The sequence below is a fragment of the Microbacterium sp. STF-2 genome (assembly GCF_034650155.1).
In the GTDB taxonomy this organism is placed as follows: Bacteria; Actinomycetota; Actinomycetes; order Actinomycetales; family Microbacteriaceae; genus Microbacterium; species Microbacterium maritypicum_A.
The window spans coordinates 1980225-1997034 of sequence record NZ_JARKMW010000001.1 but is presented as its reverse complement, the minus strand read 5'-3'; the positions used below and the strand labels follow the sequence as shown (position 1 = coordinate 1997034).

General features: G+C 67.9%; 18 protein-coding genes. 3 read left to right on the top strand and 15 right to left on the bottom strand.

Annotation, left to right across the window (positions count from 1 at the left end; all coding sequences use genetic code 11):
* Positions 1-3: 3 nt before the first annotated feature.
* Both MicroSTF_RS09635 and MicroSTF_RS09630 read right to left on the bottom strand, forming a co-directional pair.
* Positions 4-1314: an ABC transporter substrate-binding protein gene (locus tag MicroSTF_RS09635; protein WP_021198305.1), complete on the bottom strand. Its 1311-nt coding sequence runs from the start codon at positions 1312-1314 to the stop codon at positions 4-6.
* 54 nt (positions 1315-1368) lie between these two features.
* Entirely contained in the window at positions 1369-2604 is a 1236-nt protein-coding gene (locus tag MicroSTF_RS09630) for an aminotransferase class V-fold PLP-dependent enzyme (protein WP_322955209.1), read from the bottom strand.
* Positions 2605-2769: 165 nt separating this feature from the next.
* Here MicroSTF_RS09630 and MicroSTF_RS09625 point away from each other — a divergent pair, with 165 nt between their 5' ends.
* On the top strand, positions 2770-3447 hold the full coding sequence (locus tag MicroSTF_RS09625; protein ID WP_322955207.1) for a FadR/GntR family transcriptional regulator: 678 nt from the start codon (positions 2770-2772) through the stop codon (positions 3445-3447).
* A 134-nt stretch (positions 3448-3581) separates the two neighbouring features.
* On the opposite strand, the gene MicroSTF_RS09620 is transcribed toward MicroSTF_RS09625, so the two are convergent.
* The 9 genes from MicroSTF_RS09620 to MicroSTF_RS09580 form a co-directional block, all read right to left on the bottom strand.
* A complete protein-coding gene (locus tag MicroSTF_RS09620) occupies positions 3582-4460 on the bottom strand; it encodes a hypothetical protein (protein WP_322955205.1) in 879 nt (292 codons plus the stop codon).
* A gap of 462 nt (positions 4461-4922) precedes the next feature.
* Positions 4923-5732, bottom strand: coding sequence for an FRG domain-containing protein (locus MicroSTF_RS09615; protein ID WP_322955203.1), 810 nt, complete (start codon positions 5730-5732; stop codon positions 4923-4925).
* Between the two features lie 203 nt (positions 5733-5935).
* Complete coding sequence (locus MicroSTF_RS09610) at positions 5936-6451, bottom strand: glycine cleavage system protein R (protein ID WP_167255375.1); 516 nt, start codon at positions 6449-6451, stop codon at positions 5936-5938.
* A gap of 31 nt (positions 6452-6482) precedes the next feature.
* Positions 6483-7559: a hypothetical protein gene (locus tag MicroSTF_RS09605; protein ID WP_322955201.1), complete on the bottom strand. Its 1077-nt coding sequence runs from the start codon at positions 7557-7559 to the stop codon at positions 6483-6485.
* 71 nt (positions 7560-7630) lie between these two features.
* The gene (locus MicroSTF_RS09600; RefSeq protein ID WP_322955199.1) at positions 7631-8689 is read right to left on the bottom strand and encodes a PLP-dependent cysteine synthase family protein; all 1059 of its coding nucleotides are present in this window, start codon (positions 8687-8689) and stop codon (positions 7631-7633) included.
* Positions 8690-8731: 42 nt separating this feature from the next.
* The gene (locus tag MicroSTF_RS09595) at positions 8732-9088 is read right to left on the bottom strand and encodes a cupin domain-containing protein (RefSeq protein ID WP_029258506.1); all 357 of its coding nucleotides are present in this window, start codon (positions 9086-9088) and stop codon (positions 8732-8734) included.
* Between the two features lie 43 nt (positions 9089-9131).
* Positions 9132-9944 carry a GntR family transcriptional regulator gene (locus tag MicroSTF_RS09590; protein WP_297555433.1) on the bottom strand — a complete coding sequence of 271 codons (813 nt, stop codon included), beginning with the start codon at positions 9942-9944 and terminating at the stop codon, positions 9132-9134.
* Positions 9944-10348 (bottom strand): D-ribose pyranase, encoded by a 405-nt coding sequence (gene rbsD, locus MicroSTF_RS09585; protein WP_021198313.1) that lies wholly within the window; start codon positions 10346-10348, stop codon positions 9944-9946. Before rbsD ends, MicroSTF_RS09590 begins: the two co-directional genes overlap by 1 nt.
* A 37-nt stretch (positions 10349-10385) precedes the next feature.
* Positions 10386-11360 carry a ribokinase gene (locus MicroSTF_RS09580; protein ID WP_021198314.1) on the bottom strand — a complete coding sequence of 325 codons (975 nt, stop codon included), beginning with the start codon at positions 11358-11360 and terminating at the stop codon, positions 10386-10388.
* A 118-nt stretch (positions 11361-11478) separates the two neighbouring features.
* Between MicroSTF_RS09580 and MicroSTF_RS09575 the strand changes: the two genes are divergently transcribed.
* A complete protein-coding gene (locus MicroSTF_RS09575) occupies positions 11479-12141 on the top strand; it encodes a transaldolase family protein (RefSeq protein ID WP_136024053.1) in 663 nt (220 codons plus the stop codon).
* A gap of 29 nt (positions 12142-12170) precedes the next feature.
* Here the strand turns inward: MicroSTF_RS09575 and MicroSTF_RS09570 are convergent, their stop codons facing one another.
* Positions 12171-12848: a FadR/GntR family transcriptional regulator gene (locus MicroSTF_RS09570; protein ID WP_021198316.1), complete on the bottom strand. Its 678-nt coding sequence runs from the start codon at positions 12846-12848 to the stop codon at positions 12171-12173.
* 46 nt (positions 12849-12894) lie between these two features.
* On the opposite strand from MicroSTF_RS09570, the gene MicroSTF_RS09565 reads away from it, so the two are divergent.
* Entirely contained in the window at positions 12895-13869 is a 975-nt protein-coding gene (locus MicroSTF_RS09565; RefSeq protein WP_322955188.1) for an amidohydrolase family protein, read from the top strand.
* Positions 13870-13928: 59 nt separating this feature from the next.
* Here MicroSTF_RS09565 and MicroSTF_RS09560 read toward each other — a convergent pair whose 3' ends face one another.
* The 3 genes from MicroSTF_RS09560 to MicroSTF_RS09550 all read right to left on the bottom strand — a co-directional run bounded on the left by MicroSTF_RS09560 (position 13929) and on the right by MicroSTF_RS09550 (position 16711).
* Positions 13929-14645 (bottom strand): hypothetical protein, encoded by a 717-nt coding sequence (locus MicroSTF_RS09560; protein ID WP_322955187.1) that lies wholly within the window; start codon positions 14643-14645, stop codon positions 13929-13931.
* Positions 14646-15104: 459 nt separating this feature from the next.
* Entirely contained in the window at positions 15105-15869 is a 765-nt protein-coding gene (locus MicroSTF_RS09555) for an SDR family NAD(P)-dependent oxidoreductase (RefSeq protein ID WP_136024050.1), read from the bottom strand.
* The gene (locus MicroSTF_RS09550; protein ID WP_021198319.1) at positions 15851-16711 is read right to left on the bottom strand and encodes a fumarylacetoacetate hydrolase family protein; all 861 of its coding nucleotides are present in this window, start codon (positions 16709-16711) and stop codon (positions 15851-15853) included. Before MicroSTF_RS09550 ends, MicroSTF_RS09555 begins: the two co-directional genes overlap by 19 nt.
* Positions 16712-16810: the final 99 nt, after the last annotated feature.

The window sequence follows — 16810 nt, the reverse complement described above, 5'->3', positions numbered from 1 at the left end:
AGGTCAGCCCTTTTCCGCGGCGTACTTCTCGGTCCAGAACGCATCCCACGAGGCCAGCAGGTCGCTGGTCGACATGTTGCCCAGCAGCACGTTCTGCACGTCCTGGTCGGACTTCTGGATCCACTCGGTCCACCAGCTGACCCCGCGCGGCTGGCGCACGTTGACGTAGGTCTCCGGGTCTTCGGTCATGGTGACGTAGCTGGTCCACGGGCCGGACGAGTAGAACTCGTCGTCGGCGGCGGCCGTGATGATCGGCACCAGGCTGTTGGCCTGTGCGAACTCGGTGGCGGGCTCGGCGGACGACAGGAACTCGACGAGCTTGACGGCCGCCTCCTTGTTCTCGCTGTTCTCGGCGACGCCCCAGCCCGCGACGGCGAGTGGCTGCGCGGCCTTGCCCGAGGGGCCGACGAGCAGGGGAGCGGTGTCCCACTGGTCCTCGGTCAGCGAGGAGTCCTGCACGGTCGCGATGACCTCGGGGTCCTGCAGCAGGAACGCCGTGGTGCCGTTCGTGAAGCCGGCGACCATCTCGGGGTAGCCCCACGAGACCGCGGAGGGCGGGGAGGCTTCCTTGAACAGATCGAAGTAGTCGTCGACGGCGTCCTGTGCCTCGGGTGCGGCGAAGATCGTCGAGCCGTCCTCCATCAGGAACGCGTCGTCGACGTCGAGTCCGTCGATCGTGTACGCCTCGATCGCCGCGACCACGTTGCTGTTGGCGTTCTGACCGCCGCGGAAGGCGTAGCCGTAGATGTTGTTCGACGGGTCCTGGATCGTGCTCGCCTGCTCCAGAAGGTCCTTCCAGCTGTGCGGCGGACCGTCGAAGCCTGCGTCCTTCACCAGGTCGGTGCGGTAGAACAGCGACAGCCCGTAGAAGCCGTAGGGCACGAAGTAGCTCTTGCCGTCGGCGGCGACCGAAGCGGACTGGGCGTTGTCGGTCAGCGCGTCCCAGCCGTCCCACTTCTCGAGGTCGGGGCCCAGGTCGTAGAGCCAGCCGTTGTTCGCGAACGGCCCGACCGTGATGTCACGCACCTCCAGCACGTCGACGCCCTTGCCGGACTGCAGCATCTGCTGGATCTTCGCGTCGGCCTGCTCGGTGGGAGGCGAGACGAGGTTGACCGTGATCTTCGGGTTCGCCTTCTCGAAGTCGTCGAGCAGCCCGCGCAGGAGCTCGGTGCGGGCGGGGTTGGTCAGGCTCTCGACCATCTGCAGGGTGACGGTGCCGTCGGTGGACGGGCCGGAGCTTGCGGAACAGCCGGTGAGAGCGAGGACGGCGACGGTGCCGAATCCCGCTGCGGTCGTCAAGATCTTGTTCTTCACGATGTGCCTCTCGGTGGGGTGGGGGTGGGTGTTGCGGTCGGGTGGGTGTTGCGGTCAGGGGACGATGAGGGAGTCGGCGGGACGGATGCCGGCCCGGCTCAGGATCTGCGGCACGCAGCGCTCGACGAAGGTCTCGTAGTCGGCGGCCTCGTTGTAGAGGTGGGCCGAGAGCCGGAAGTAGCCGACCCCGCGGAAGCTCGTGAACGCCGTCTCGACGCCGACCTCGTCGAGCAGGTCCATCCGCAGGCCGTCGGCCTCTTCGCGGGTCGCGCCGAGCCCGAGCGGAAGACGCACCAGTCGCATCGACGGCACCGGAGAGGGGAGTGGCGTGAGCGGATCCTCGTCACCGTACGGGCGCAGGGCTTCGGCGATCAGCTCGGCGCCGGCGTCGGCGATCTCCGCCATGGCCGTGCGTGCCGAGGCCCAGCCGAACTCGCTCTCGATGAAGTCGATCGCGGTCGGGGTGGCCAGGTACGTGGTGGCGTCGATCGTTCCCTGCGTGTCGAAACGGGAGGGGTACGCCTCCCGCGCGGCCCACGAGTCGATGAGCGGCCAGAGCTCGTCACGGTCGGCGGCGGAGGTCACCAGCAGGGCGGAGCCGCGCGGGGCGCACGGCCATTTGTGCATGTTCCCGAACCACCAGTCGCCACCCGCGACGGTGGCCGCATCCGGGATGAGGCCGGGGGCGTGGGCGCCGTCGACGAGCGTGCGCACGCCGCGCTCGGCTGCCGCATCGGCGATGCGTCGGGTGGGCAGCACGCGGGCGGTCGGGGAGGTGATCTGGTCGACCACGATCAGACGTGTGCGGGGGGTGAGCTCATCGGCGAAGAGCTGAACGATCTCGTCGTCGGAGGAGAGCAGCGGCAGGGCGACGGTGCGCACGCGCGCCCCGAACCGGCGGGCGAGGCGCTCGGCTCCCATGGTGATGGCGCCGTAGCCCTGGTCGGTCACCAGGATCTCGTCGCAGGCTTCGAGCTGCAGGGCGTTGTAGACGACGGTCGCGGCGGCCGAGGCGTTGGGTACGAAGGCGCTGTCCTCGGCGCGCGCGCCCACGAACGGGGCGGTGCGCTCGCGGGCCGCCCGCACGCGCTCGGCGATGCGCGGGAACCACTCGACGGGGCTGAGGTCCGCGCGGCGGCGCAGGGCGTCCTGGTGCTCGACGACGACGGACGGGACCGCGCCGAAGGATCCGTGATTGAGGTGGATCACCGCCGGGTCGAGGGGCCAGGCGTCGCGCGCTCGCATGCCGGAGTTCAGCGTGAGCGGTGCGGGGAACAGCGGTGTGGGCATCAGTCCTCATCGATGAGTCGGGCGAGTTGTTGCACAACTTTGCCACATGCCGTCGAAAACTGCCATGAAAAGGTGAAGATGAAACATAGTTGTCATACGAGTTTCCTGCGAAGGGGAGTTCCGACAGACTTCACGAGGGGTGGGGGAGTGTCAGAGAGGATGACGATGAGCGCACTCGACACGGCGTTGCACGGGCTGCGGGCGCTGATCGCCGACGGTGCGCTGCGGCCCGGAGACCGACTGCCGAGCGAAGGCGAGCTCTGCGAACGTCTCGGCGTCTCCCGCGGGTCTCTCCGCGAAGCGATCCGGATGCTGGCCGCCCTCGGCGTGCTCGACACCCGTCACGGCTCGGGCAGCTACGTCAGCGAGCTGCGCGCGGCCGACCTGATCGGCAGTCTGTCGCTCACGGTCGGGCTGCTGCCGATGGCGGGAGTGCTCGAACTGACCGAACTCCGCCGCGTGCTCGAACCGCATGCGGCCGCGCTCGCCGCCGCCCGCATCGACGACGAGACCGTGGAGGCCCTGGACCGCGTGCTCGACGAGATCGAGGCGACCACCGACTTCGAGGCGCAGTCGCGGCTCGACCACGAGTTCCACATGGCGATCTCCGGCGTCGCGGGGAACGAAGCGCTGACCAGCCTGATCGACGTGCTGCGATCGCGGTCGCGGGCGTATCGCATCTCCGACCCCGAGGATGCGGCCGAGCTCAAGGTGCATTCCGATGCCGGGCACCGCGCGATCCTGCGCGGTCTGGCGGCGGCGGATCCGGTCGCCGCGAGTGCCGCAGCCTCCGCCCATGTCGCGTACACCGAGTACTGGGTGCGGCGGTACTCCGGTCTCTGACGCCCGTCGATGTGGACGGGGTCGAACGCGGGGATGAGTCCGACTCTGAGTCCGCGTCTCTTCCGGAAGGACTCATCCACGCACCGAATGACGATGCAGACGACGAGCAACGCTGAGCCGAAAGCTCGGAGTATTCAACCCCACCTGGCAAGTTCTCTTACAGAGATTCGGTAGGTGTCGTCCGTTGCAGAGACAGAAGTCACCTCAAACCCGAAGCGGTGGGCTTCAAGATCCAGCTCTGCCGCGGGGACCCGCGCACGGAAGGGCTTGTACTCTGCCGTGGCAGTTGGGAGGGACTCCGTGTAGTCGTAGGAGACGGTCCAGCTGTGAGCTCCGACCATCTGCCCAAGCGCGGTGGTCACTTCCTGTATCGGCTCCCTCGTCGGGTCCCCTTCCGCGCGCAAGCGACCTTTGTCCTCCGAGTTGATTAGTCGGCGTAGCGCGTGGATGTCTTCCTGGATGAGCTCGAGCTTGGCGTCTGTCGCCGAACCGTTCGGTTCGGGCTGAGCGGCAGTGATTGTCAACCCAAAGTGTCGCCACAGCGGATTTGAGCCCCCGCAACTGGCCTCACTAGCGCGAAGATGCTTCGCAAGTTTCTCGACTTGTTCCGGAACACCCCATCCACGCAGCGTCGAGTCGTAGTCGTGTGTGTTCAGGCCCGACGTGTCGAAGGGAAGTGAAGTGTGCTCATCTCGAACCAGCGCCACCGGCTTGTTCAGAGACGTGCGCACCCCGAGCTCGAAAAAGACGTTCGGATTGTGGCTGGAGAGGTCGCACATCACCATCTCCGCGGTAGCCAGGTGCTTAATGATCTCGCCATGAATCATGTGTGAGCCCTGAGTGACTGGTCGAATCGCCTCATACCCCGCCTTTTCGATCGCCGGCACGAAGATCGTCTCCATCACATGAATCCAATGCTCCGCGTCGCCCCCGAACCGCTCCGCGTCTTCGGTCCGCGTGGAGATCGGCATAGCGATAAAGCAGCGAGGTTGTCGGGTATCACGCGCGGTCATGGCTGCACTCTATCGGGAACCTCGGAGACCAACCGGGGGCATGCCTCTCGCAATCTTCCAGGAAGAAAAACATGTCAAACGTGTCGGAGTGGTGTGCTAAGCGGTGCTCGCACCTGAACTATGGCTCGAAGTGTCGCCGATCTGGCGGCGGTCTCTTCGTTCTCGGGTGGGTCCCGCCGCCGCACGCTCGCATCCCTTCGCAGAGTCGTTCTGGCCGTGCGGGCAGAATCACATCGACTGCGACGCCCCACATGACGAGTACGCGAACGCCGACCGTTTCGAGCTCGATCACTTCTACCCGGTGGTCGACGCACCCGAGCTGCAGGACGACCCGGCGAACTCCCGCCCGTCCGCGCACGGGTCTTGCAACGTCCGCTCGAACGGACCGTCTCGCGCTGCTCTCGGGGCACCTAGTCAGGCATGGAATTGAGTTCCGAAGCGAGACGTTTGGGACGTCGTCGGCTAGACCCCGACGGCGGAGGAGTACTGTCCCATCCCAGCGAAGTCGGGGAACATTGTGTCGCGTGTGAAGCCAAAATTCCTCGCGAGCATAGCTAAGAGGATGGGTTTCACCTCTGACCGAACGGTGACCGCAATAACGTCTGGAAAGACCGTCTGGCGGCGGCCACGTTCGTTGGCCAGGCCCGACGGCCCGCAGAGCTTTTCGAGACGCCGGTGGGGAGATTCGCCCCATTTTTGCGAAGGAAGCGTGAGTGGCCCGAGTTCTGACTCGGGCCAAGCGGAAGACGATTCCGGCGCGCTGTAAAACGCAAAAACACCACGCTGGGCCGCGATCCGAGCATCGATCGGAGGGGTCGCGTATAGCATCCTCGCTGGCTGATGCGATGCGTCGAACGCGGCTTCGTACGTGTCAGCGCTGTAAGGGCGATCGATCTCAGTGAACTGTCCGCGCTTCATCGCAAGCAAAACGCCATCAACGTCTCGGACACTCTTCCCATTAGCGTCGGCGGAATCGTCGTCACAAAGGAACCAAAGCGCGACGAACGGATCGGTTGAGCAGTCAATCAGTCGCGTGATGGCCCCGTGGTGACGTAGACGGGCGAGGATCTCCCAATCGCCCATGCGCTGGGCGCCGTCGATGCCAAGCCGACGCGCTTTTCGAATCATGGCTCGCTCGTTCTCGTGGATCTGTTCTGACGAGAGTCCTTCCCGGCCCGCCTTCGATACCAGCCGCCAGCTCTCATTGGCCTGTCCCCGCCAGACGACGCCTTCGGACGGCCCTCGTAGCGTGATCCCCGCGATTGCCGTCATAACATCCGAAGCTGCATCTACGTGGGTGTTCGCCCCAAGCGACGCAAAGTCCGGCTGTCGAGCCTTCTCTGATGTGTAACGCATCCAGCTGGGCCAAAGAGACATGCCCGTAAGCATGCCGTCATGGCCCCCCGTGCACAAGCTCCAAGTGAAGCGGGGGGAGGGGCGGTCAATCCTCCGAGTACCGCGGCAAGCGGAACACCTCAGCCGAGGGTGATGTCGACCTGGATCTCGGCGGCGATGCGTTCGAGGTCGGCACGCAGGGCGTCGAGGTCGACGGAAGCGGGGACCTTCGCGGTCACCGACGCTTCGAACAGACGCCCTCCGGCCATCGCGGCATCTCGAGTCTCGGTGGCGAGCTCCTCGATGCTCAGGGCGTGCGCACTCAGCACGCCGGAGACCTCGCGCACGATGCCGGGGCGGTCGTTGCCGAGCACCTGGATCTCGAGCAGCTGATCGTCGTCGGCAGCCGCATCCGGAGTGCCGGTGAGCACGGCGAGCGTGAGGAGTCCCTGACCCTGCAGGCCGCGCAGTGCGGACGACAGCTCGGCCTCCCGGTCATCCGCGACTGAGACCTCGATCACGCCGGCGAACGTGCCGGCGAGCTCGGCCAGGGAACTGTTCTCCCAGTTGCCGCCGTGCGCATCCACGACATCGGCGACGGCGGCCACGAGGCCAGGACGGTCTGCACCCGCGACGGTGAGGATCAGAGTAGTCATGCGGCCAGCGTAGCCCGTAGCGCTCAAGCCCTCAGATGGAGGTCATGTGAGCGGCACTGGCGGCTGTTGCGCGTTCCCTGAGCCTCTTTGCATTCTTTCGTGATCTGCGCAAGGACCGAATCGTTGCCGAGTCCTCTGCGTCACGGATCCAGGGAACACGTCGTCGGATGGGTGTGAGGGTCAGGAAGGTCACCTGCGCGAGGACCAGCACGATTGCTCCAACACCCACACCAAACCAAGGAGCAGTGGATTCGTGCGCCAAGAACACGATGAGGGTGAGAAGTCCCCCGCAGGTGAGTGCAATCGCAACGAGCGGTGACGCGAGCAGCAAAGTTGTGTTTGCGGCGATGGACATGTCGCGTGTCAGCCACCACATGATCGAGATCGTGGCAATTGTGATTGTCGGGAGTGTCCAGTAGAGAGGCAGCGCGAACTCGCGCCAGGCGTCGGTGCTCTCTGCCGTCAGCACCGCGACGAAGGCTATGACGACGAGCCAAAGAACAGAAGGAGCGACGAGTACGAGGATCGCGCCTCGGTAAGGATGAGCGGGGGGATCGTCAGTGCGGCGGATGCCATAACTTTGAGCGCGTCGTCTCTGGCGTCGCCAGCGCTCAGTCTCTTGATCGGCTGCTGTTTGTGGTGATGTGCGACCTATCGCGAGACGCGCCGCCAGCGAGAGTATCCAGGTCAACACAAGAACGACGACTGTCTCCGGCCATCGTGTGCTGTCACCAGCGGCGATGCGCACACTGCAGGCCGCCATGAAGAGGAGCAGCAAGAACGTGACAAAGAGCACGGTGGTGAGAATCTGGTGGAGCTTCGGGTGAAGGGTTTCCGCGTCGAGCCCAAAGCGTGTCATCACGGCAATCGACACGATGATTGTGCCGACGACACCGAGGGCGGCGAGGGACTGATCCAGGACTGGAGTGAGATATGTGCCGATGGCGGCGTACTGGTCTCCATAGTCTCCGGGGAGGTTCGGAGGCGGAGCGAGGGCGAACACGCCTGCAGCGATGAGGCCGAACATCGCGGGCTCGAACCAGAGGGAGGCCTTCCACGGTTGCTGGCCGGTCGTATTTTCCAGGGCGGAGCGGTGCATCTTGGTCATCAAGCTGAGGTTAGCGACCTCTGTCAACCGGGCATGACTGGCACGCGACTCCGCCCTGGGTTCGACTGCCCTCACTCCACCCAGACCCCGGACTCCAGAAATCCTTCGAGGCGCGCGCGGTGCGGGGCGAGGTCCCAACCTTGGGCGGCGACCCACTCGTCGGAGTAGTAGGTGCCGGCGTAGCGGACGCCGCTGTCGCAGATCAGGGTCACGACACTGCCGGTCTCGCCCGCGGCCCGCATCCGGGCGATGAGCTGGAACGCACCGTAGAGGTTGGTGCCGGTCGAGCCGCCGGCCCAGTGCAGGGTGCGCTCGCGCAGCAGGCGGATCGCGGCGATCGACCCGGCATCCGGCACCTGGATCATCTCGTCGATCACGGTCGGCACGAACGAGGCCTCGACCCGGGGGCGTCCGATGCCCTCGATGCGGCTCGGGCGCCCGGCCGGCGGATCCACGGTCCCTGCCCAGCCGTCGTAGAAGGCCGAGCCTTCGGGGTCGACGACCGCGACCTTCGTGTCATGTCGGCGATACTTCACGTACCGGCCGAACGTGGCACTCGTGCCGCCGGTTCCGGCGCCCGTGACGATCCAGGTGGGGATCGGATGCCGCTCCTGAGCGAGCTGGCTGAACACGCTCTCGGCGATGTTGTTGTTGCCGCGCCAGTCGGTCGCGCGCTCGGCGAACGTGAACTGGTCGAGGTAGTGGCCGGTGCAGTCGGAGGCCAGACGTTGGGCCTCGGGCGACATGTCCTCCGCACGGTCGACGAAGTGGCACGTGCCGCCGTAGAACTCGATGAGGTCGATCTTCTCCTGCACGGTCGAACGGGGCACGACCGTGATGAACGGCAACCCGAGCATGCGGGCGAAGTACGCCTCGGACACGGCGGTCGATCCGCTCGACGACTCGACGAGCGTGGTGTCTTCGCGGATGCGTCCGTTGACCAGGCCGTAGAGGATCAGCGAACGCGCGAGGCGGTGCTTGAGGGAGCCCGTCGGGTGCACGGACTCGTCCTTGAGGTACAGGTCGATGCCCCACTCGGGCGGCAGCGGGAAGAGGTGCAGGTGCGTGTCGGCGCTGCGGTTGGCATCGGCTTCCAGCAGGGCGATCGCGGTGCTGGTCCAGTCGCTCATGTCCTCGACACTACCGGGCGGACGTCCGGGCACCCTGGTCGATCACGCGGCGGCGGGACGCTCGGGGCCGAGGTGGGTGGAGGTCGGCTCGCCTGCCGCATCGCCCTTGAGCTCGATGAGGATGGTGTGCGTCGGCGTCGTTCCGGTGTTCTCGCCGGAATGACGCTGCGCGGGCAACCACACGGCCTGTCCCGCGGCGAGGACGGTGTCGAAGGTGCGGTCGCCCAGGCTGAGGCGGCGGGAGAAATCGCTGAGGGTGACCAGAACGCTGTTCGGATGATCGTGCGGCGTCGTCTTGTCGCCGGGCTCATCGGTGTAGTCGAGCACGCGGACGTGCTCGTTCTCCCAGAGCGTGCGGTAGTGGTCGGGGTCGGTGAGGGTGGGATCGTCGGTGATCATGCGGTGACGGTACACCCGGCGCGGTACCGCCGACAGGGTCTCCTCAGCCGACCGTTCCGGCCGGGGAGGCCCCGCCGTCGCCGTCGACGTGCAGGAGCGATGCCTGAGACTGCTCCTGCTGCAACTGGAACTCGAAACGCGAACGGTCGCCGCGGTGATACGCGATGAAGTACTCGATGGGCGTGCCGTCGGCGCTGCGGCTGACGCTGCGTAGACGCAGCAGTGCCGAACCGGCGCTCACGCCCAGGTGCTGAGCCTGCTCGTGCGTGGCCACGGTCGCCTCCGCCGAGCGCACACCGTGCGTCGCGACGATGTCGTTGTCGGCGAGCAGTCGATAGAGCGAGCCCTCTGTGAGGTCGGCGCCGAGGGTGACGGATCCGACGGCCTCCGGCATCCAGGTCGTCGAGAGCGACCACGGTTCGCCGTCGACGTGGCGCAGACGCTCGAGCACGACGACAGGGGAGCCGACCGGCACCTCGAGGGCGAGCGCGACCTCGTCATCGGCTGCCGTCTGCTCGTGCCGCAGCACGTCGCTGTGCACATGTCCGCCGCGGCGCTCGACGTCGTCGTACAGACCGACGAGCGTGTGCACCAGGCTCTCGCTGGTGCGGGGGCGGGAGACGAACGTGCCCTTGCCCTTCACCCGTTCGACGAGCCCCTCGTGCTCCAGCTGGGCGAGCGCCTGGCGCACGACGGTGCGCGAGATGCCGTAGCGCTCGCACAGGCGGTGCTCGCCGGGCAGCGGGTCGCCGGGCTGCAGACCGTCGCGGGCGATGCCGTCGATGATCAGCTGGCGCAGCTGGTCGTACATGGGCGCGGCGGAGTGCCGGTCGATCGCGTCGTCGACGATGGCCATCAGTACGCCACCCCCGCGTGCAGGATCACGTTCGCGTAGGGGGTGAACTCGCCGGACCGCACGAACGCCCGTGCGCCGTGACTGAGCTTCTTGAACTCCACATGCGGGACGAGGTCGATCTCGAACCCCATGCCGGCGAACCGCTCGCGCAGTGCGGCCAGCACCTCCGGGCTCTTCTCGGCGACCTCGGCCGAGACCGTCGCCCCCTCGACCACCAGCTCGGCGAGCACGGTGTCGAGCACGTCGAGGAAGGCCGGAGCCCCCGGGCGATACGCCAGGTCGATGCGCTCGGATCCCGGGGGGATGGGCAGGCCTGCGTCGGTGACGACGATCAGATCGGTGTGCCCGGTCTCGCTGATCACGCGGGACAGCGCGGGATTGATCGTGGTGGCCGTCTTGCGCATGTGTCTCCTCGGTTCTCCGGATGCTCGGTTCGCAGGTTCAGCTCGCGACGGGTGCGGGGGCGTGCGCTGAGCTGCGCTCCGCCAGGAACGCGTCGACGTCGGCGCGGTGCGGAAGGCTCGGCGATGCCCCCTGCTTCGTGACCGCCAGCGCGCCGGCCGCGGTGGCCAGGCGCACGGCATCCGCCAGGGTGCTGCCGCTCGCGAGCGCCGCGCCGAGATAGCCGGCGTAGGCGTCGCCCGCGGCGGTCGTGTCGACCGCATCCACGGGGAACGGCGGGATCACGGATGCGCCCTCGGCCGTCACGACGCACGAGCCCTGGCCCGCGAGGGTGATCACGGCGGCGCCGACCCCCTGGGCGAGGAACCAGCGTCCGGCCTGCTCGGCCGACGCGGCATCCGTCACCTCGATACCGCTGATTAGCGTCGCCTCGGTCTCGTTGGGGGTGACGATGTCGATGCTCCGCCAGATCTCGGCGTCGAGCTCGGCTGCCGGGGCGGGATCGAGGATCACGGTCATGCCGTGCTCGCGACCGCGCGCGGTGATGTGGGCGGTGAGCGCGGAGGGCGTCTCGAGCTGGGTGAGCAGCACCGAGGTCGTGGGGGCGAGGGCTGCGAGCGCCTCGTCGATCTGCGCGGCGCTGAGGGCGGCATTGGCGAGCGGAACCATGACGATGTCGTTCTGCGCCGACGAGTCGACGCGGATGTGCGCCACGCCTGTCGGGCCGGGGACCGTGCGCAGGTGCGCGAGGTCGACGCCGGCCGCGGTCAGCCCGTCGACGACCAGGTCGTGGAACAGGTCGTCTCCGACGCAGCCGACGAAGCTCGTGCGCGCACCGGAGCGCCCGGCGGCGACAGCCTGGTTCGCGCCCTTGCCGCCCAGCATGAGCGTGAACTCGTCCCCGAGAATCGTCTCGCCCCTGGCGGGCAGACGTCCGGAGAAGGTGGTCACATCGGCCGTGACGCTGCCGACGATGACGACGCCGGTACGGTCCTCGGGGTGTGCGGGGGTCATCTCGCTCCTGATCTTCCTCGACGGCAGGCGTAGCCGACGCTTTGACAGACCGCGGTGGCTGTCATTACATTAGCCGAAACCGCACCTGTAACGACAGGTTGTCCGCGAGGAGACCCCGATGAACCCGATCGCGCCACGCCTGTACGTCGACAGCGCCGACGTCGACCGTGTCTCCCGACTGCTCGCCGCTGGTGTGGTGCACGGTGTCACCACCAACCCGACCATCCTCGAACGGGGAGGCCGCACCGCCGCCGAGATCCCCGAGCTCTACGCCCGGTGGGAGTCGGAGGGGGCGCGCGAGATCTTCTTCCAGACCTGGGGCGGCGACGCCGCGTCCTTCCTCCGCAACGCCGAGGGCATCCGCGCACTGGGCGACCGCGTGGCCGTGAAGGTCCCGGCCACGGCGGCGGGCTTCGCCGCCGCATCCGCTCTCGTGCGCGACGGCGCCACCGTGCTCGTCACCGCCGTGTACTCGGTCGCGCAGGCCCTCGCGTGCGCCTCGATCGGCGCGCAGTACATCGCTCCATACCTCGGACGGATGCGCGACGCGGGCCTCGACGGCGACGCGACGATCGCCCGCATGCAGGAGGTGTGCGCGGGGAGCGACTCGAACGTGCTCGCCGCATCGCTGCGCTCGCCGGACGACATCACCGGTCTGCGCCTTGCGGGAGTGCCGTACTTCACCGCTGCGCCGGATGTGCTCGACCGGGTGCTCTTCCATGAGGTGAGCGACAGCTCGGCCGCCGAGTTCGACGCCGCGATGGTGCGCCTGGGCGCGTGAGCGCGGTCTGCTGAAGTCCGCAGGCGGGGTCAGCTCGCCGCGGCCTGGCGCAGCCAGCGCTCCACGCCCGCGATATGCGCGGTGGCGAGCGAGGTCGCGAGGGCGGAGTCGTGCTGGGCGATCGCGTCGGCGATGGCCCGGTGCTCGGACAGGGTGCGCTCGACCGCGCCGCCCTCGGTGAGGCCGCGCCACACGCGGGCGCGCACGGTCTGGCTGCTCAGATGCTCGATCAGACTCGCGAGGTACGCGTTGCCGGACATCGCGACGATCTCGCGATGGAACCGGATGTCGTGGTCGACCAGAGACTCGATGGTCACGGCCGCGTCGACCGAATCGACCTCGTCCTGCAGCTCGGCGATCTGCTCCTCCGTGCCGAGGGTGGCCGCCAGCCCTGTCGCCTGCGACTCCAGCATGCGGCGCACCGCGAAGATCTCGAGCATCGAGTCGTCGTCGTGCATGTCGACGACGAACGCGATCGCCTCCAGCAGCAGATGCGGTTCGAGGCTCGTCACGTAGGTGCCGTCGCCGCGTCGCACGTCGAGGACCCGGATGACCTCCAGCGCCTTGACCGCCTCGCGCATCGAGCTGCGGGAGAGGCCGAGCCGCTCGGACAGCTCCTTCTCGGGGGGAAGGCGATCGCCGGGGGCGAGCTCGCCCGCCACGATCATCGCCTTGATCTTCTCGATCGCCTCGTCGGTGACTGCCATGGCGTCATCCTAGCGATTGATCGGATGTCTCCGGCAGGATGGAGCCATGCGCGTTCTCGATTCACACCTGCACCTCTGGGATCCGGGGGTGCTGACCTACACCTGGCTCGAGGGGCCGCTGGCGTACCGGTTCGCCGACCGGGAGCTGGAGCTCGCCCGCCTGTCCGCCGCGCACCCGGAGAAGTCGGTGTTCGTGCAGGCGGAGACCATCGAAGACGACTTCCTCGACGAGGTGCAGTGGGTCGCGGGGCTGGCGCCTGCGCTCGGCATCGTCGGGATCGTCGCCGGCATCCGTCTCGACCGGGGAACCGACACGGTCGCGCACCTGGAGGGGCTCATGGCCGAGCCCCTCGTCGTCGGAGTGCGGCACAACCTGCAGGGCGAGCCGGACGGACTGGCCGTCTCGGCCGCGTTCGTGACCGGCGCGCGTGAGGTCGCCGCGCGCGATCTGACCTTCGACGCGTGCGTGCGCGCCGATCAGCTCCCGGAGATCGCCCGTTTCGCCGGTGCGATCCCGGAGCTGCGGATCGTGCTCGACCATCTCGGCAAGCCTGCCGTCGGCACGGCGGCCTCGCCGCTCCCGCCGTCGGCGGCGTGGGCTCGCGATCTCGCCGAACTCGCCCGTCATCCGCACACCTTCTGCAAGCTCTCCGGCCTGCCGGGAGAGGCAGGCGGAGACTGGAACGCCGAGCAGCTGGAGCCGTTCCTCGACGTGGCGGCGGATGCCTTCGGGATCGAGCGCCTGATGTGGGGGAGTGACTGGCCGGTCTCGGCCATCGGCCCCGCCGAGCCCGGCGACCCGCACGCGCCGGAGGAGGGCTCCGCGACGTACCAGCCCACCGCGCGGTCGCGCTGGGCCGACACCGTCGTGGCGTGGGCGGAGTCGCGGGGCCACGACCTCGACGCCCTCCTGTGGGGGAACGCCGAGCGGTTCTATCGCACCGCTCAGCCGCGGCAGATCCCGTCTGATGCTGCTCCGCGCTCCGGCCTCCGGGGTTGGCTCCGCGGTCACCGCGGGTGAGCGTCGGTCTCTGCGGTTCCGGTCGCGATTGCTGCCGCGGGGTCGGCTCCGAGACGGCGTCAACTGCGACCGGAACTGATGCCGGGCGACCTGCCGAGAGCACGTCGGATTCGCAGGATCAAGTCCTCCGGGTGCGCGAAGAGCACGCTGGTGACCTCGATCACTGTCCAGCCTGCGACCCGAAGTGCCTCGATCCGCTCGACGTCTGCGGCGTAGCGCTGGGCGTGCCGGATCCCCTGATATTCGATCGCGACCTTCCGGGCCGGATACGCGAGGTCTACGCAGGCGAGGAACTGGCCGTCGTCACCATAGACATCGACATTGAGCTCCGGTTCAGGCAGACCTGCCCACACGATGCGACACCGCAGCGCGGACTCGCGGGCAGACCAGGAGTCCTCGCGGATGAGTTCGATCGCCTGTCGAAGACGGGTCGCGCCGACGCGGCGTCCGAGTTCGACCGCGCTGCGTAGACGTTCCACTGTCGAGTAGGAGGTCTTGCCGGGATCCGGTCGGCCGTATCCGACCCGCCAGACGCGACAGAAGTAGTCGCCGAGGGCGACGAGGTCGAGCAGATCCCACGTTCCGAGACCGGCGAACGTCAGCTCCGGGCTGGCGACCGTCAGCCCGGATGGGTGGAGAAGGCGGGCAGCGGGCGCGCGAAGTCGATGCGCTCGTACTCCAGCCGCGCGGACAAGGGCTCCAGAACCGAGGGTGGTGACGTGTACCGGGAGCGTGCGCCCGTCGGCGGGCCGTCTGTCAGCGAGGACCAGAGGCATGGGACCACCCCAGATCGCGACGGCGCTCTCGTGACTGAGGAACTGACCCGGGCGCAGCCGAGGGCCGTACTCATGCGCGCGGATGCGTCTCTCGACCTGTTGCCGCTCGAAGGAGTCGAGATCGTCGCGAACTGTAGAAGTTCGCACCTGCCGCCGAACGCCACGGAACGGAGTTTCGAGATCGCCTCTTCGCAGGCGGCCCGCATTGATTCCAGCATCCAGTGCCTGTTGCACTGAGAACGATGCACCGAGATGCGCGGGAAGGGGGCGAGACGGAGTCATCGCGCCACGATCGCAGGGTTGCGCGGTCGCTGCTGCGGCTTTCCACAGGTGGCTCGTGTCACGCGCTCCGGTCGCAGTTGCCGTCGTCCGGCGTCGGTCTCTGCGCTTCCGGTCGCAATTGTTGCCGCCCTCGCGCGACGGAGGCGGCGTCAACTGCGACCGGAACGCAGGCGGATGCTACTCCGCGCGCAGGCGCAGCTGGGCCATACCGCCGTCGACCTCGATGAAGGTGCCGGTGGTCGATCCCGCTGCGGGGCTCACGAGGTAGGCGACCGCAGCGGCGACCTCGTCGGGGCTGACCAGGCGTCCGTGCGGCTGGCGTGCTTCGAGGGCGGCGCGCTCGGCGGCGGGGTCGGCTGCCGAATCGAGCAGTCGGCCCACCCACGGGGTGTCGGCCGTGCCGGGGTTGACCGCGTTCACACGGATGCCCTCGCGCAGGTGGTCGGCGGCCATCGCGCGCGTGAGGGCTGCGACGGCTCCCTTCGACGCGCTGTAGAGCGCCCGTTGCGGCAACCCTGTCGTCGAGGCAATGGATGCCGTGTTGCAGACCGCGGCGGACGGAGACTTCCGCAGCCAGGGGAGGGCTGCCGAGGTGACGCGGGCGATGCCCGTGACGTTGACCGAGAGCACGCGCGCCCACTCGTCGTCGTCGTTCGCGGTGATGTCGCCCTGGGCGCCGATGCCGGCGTTGTTGACGACGATGTCGATGCGCCCGAACTTCTCGCCCACGGCGGCCACCGCCGCGTCGACGCTCGCGCGGTCGGAGACGTCGGCCGTGAAGGCGGCGAAGGCGGGGTCGGCTGCGGCGGTGTCCCGGTCGAGGACCGCGATGCGCGCTCCGTCGGCGTGCAGACGCTGGGCGATCGCCGCGCCGATCCCTGATGCTCCACCGGTGACGATCGCCACCAGTCCGTTCAATGCGCTCACTTCCGGGCCTCCCATGCCACGAACTCCTGCCGTTGACGGCCGAGGCCGTCGATCTCGATCTCGACCACGTCGCCCGCGGCGAGATAGGGGTACTTGCCCGACAGGGCGACGCCCTGCGGCGTGCCGGTGAGGATGAGGTCACCGGGCTCCAGCGTCACGTACTGCGAGAGGTGGTGCACGATGTGCTCGACGGTGAAGATCATGTCGCTCGTGTTCGAGTCCTGCCGCGGCTCGCCGTTCACGAAGCTGCGAAGCCCGAGCGCGTGGTGATCCACCTCGTCGGGGGTGACGAGCCAGGGCCCGGTGGGGTTGAAGCCGGCTGCGATCTTGCCTTTCGACCACTGCCCGCCCGAGACGGCCATCTGGAAGTCGCGCTCGGAGACGTCGTTCGCGGCGACGAAGCCGGCCACGTGCGCCATCGACTCGTCGGGGGAGTCGAGGTAGGCGGTGCGGGTGCCGATCACGATGCCGAGCTCGACCTCCCAGTCGGTCTTCTCGCTGCCGCGCGGGATCGTGACCGCATCGTTCGGGCCCACGACCGTGTTCGGCGTCTTGAGGAAGAGGATCGGGATGGTGGGCGGCTCCGATCCCGACTCGGCGGCGTGAGCGGCGTAGTTCATGCCGATGCAGATCACGGCACTCGGGCGGGCGATCGGGGCGCCGACGCGCAGCGATGCGGCGTCCGCGAGTTCGGGGAGGTCTCCGGCATCGCGGGCGGCAACGACGCGGTCGACGAAGTCACCCTCGAGGAAATCGCCGTTCACATCGGATGTTACGGGGCGGAGGTCGAGGTATCGGTCGCCCTCCACGAGGACGGGGATCTCATTCCCGGGGGTGCCGAGCCGCGCGAACTTCATGTTTCTCCTGATCGGTCGGGAGGCCGCGATGAGGCGGCCGGTCTCGTTGACAGTATAGACATCCGATGTTTACACTCCAAGAGATCCGCGCGGAAGAAA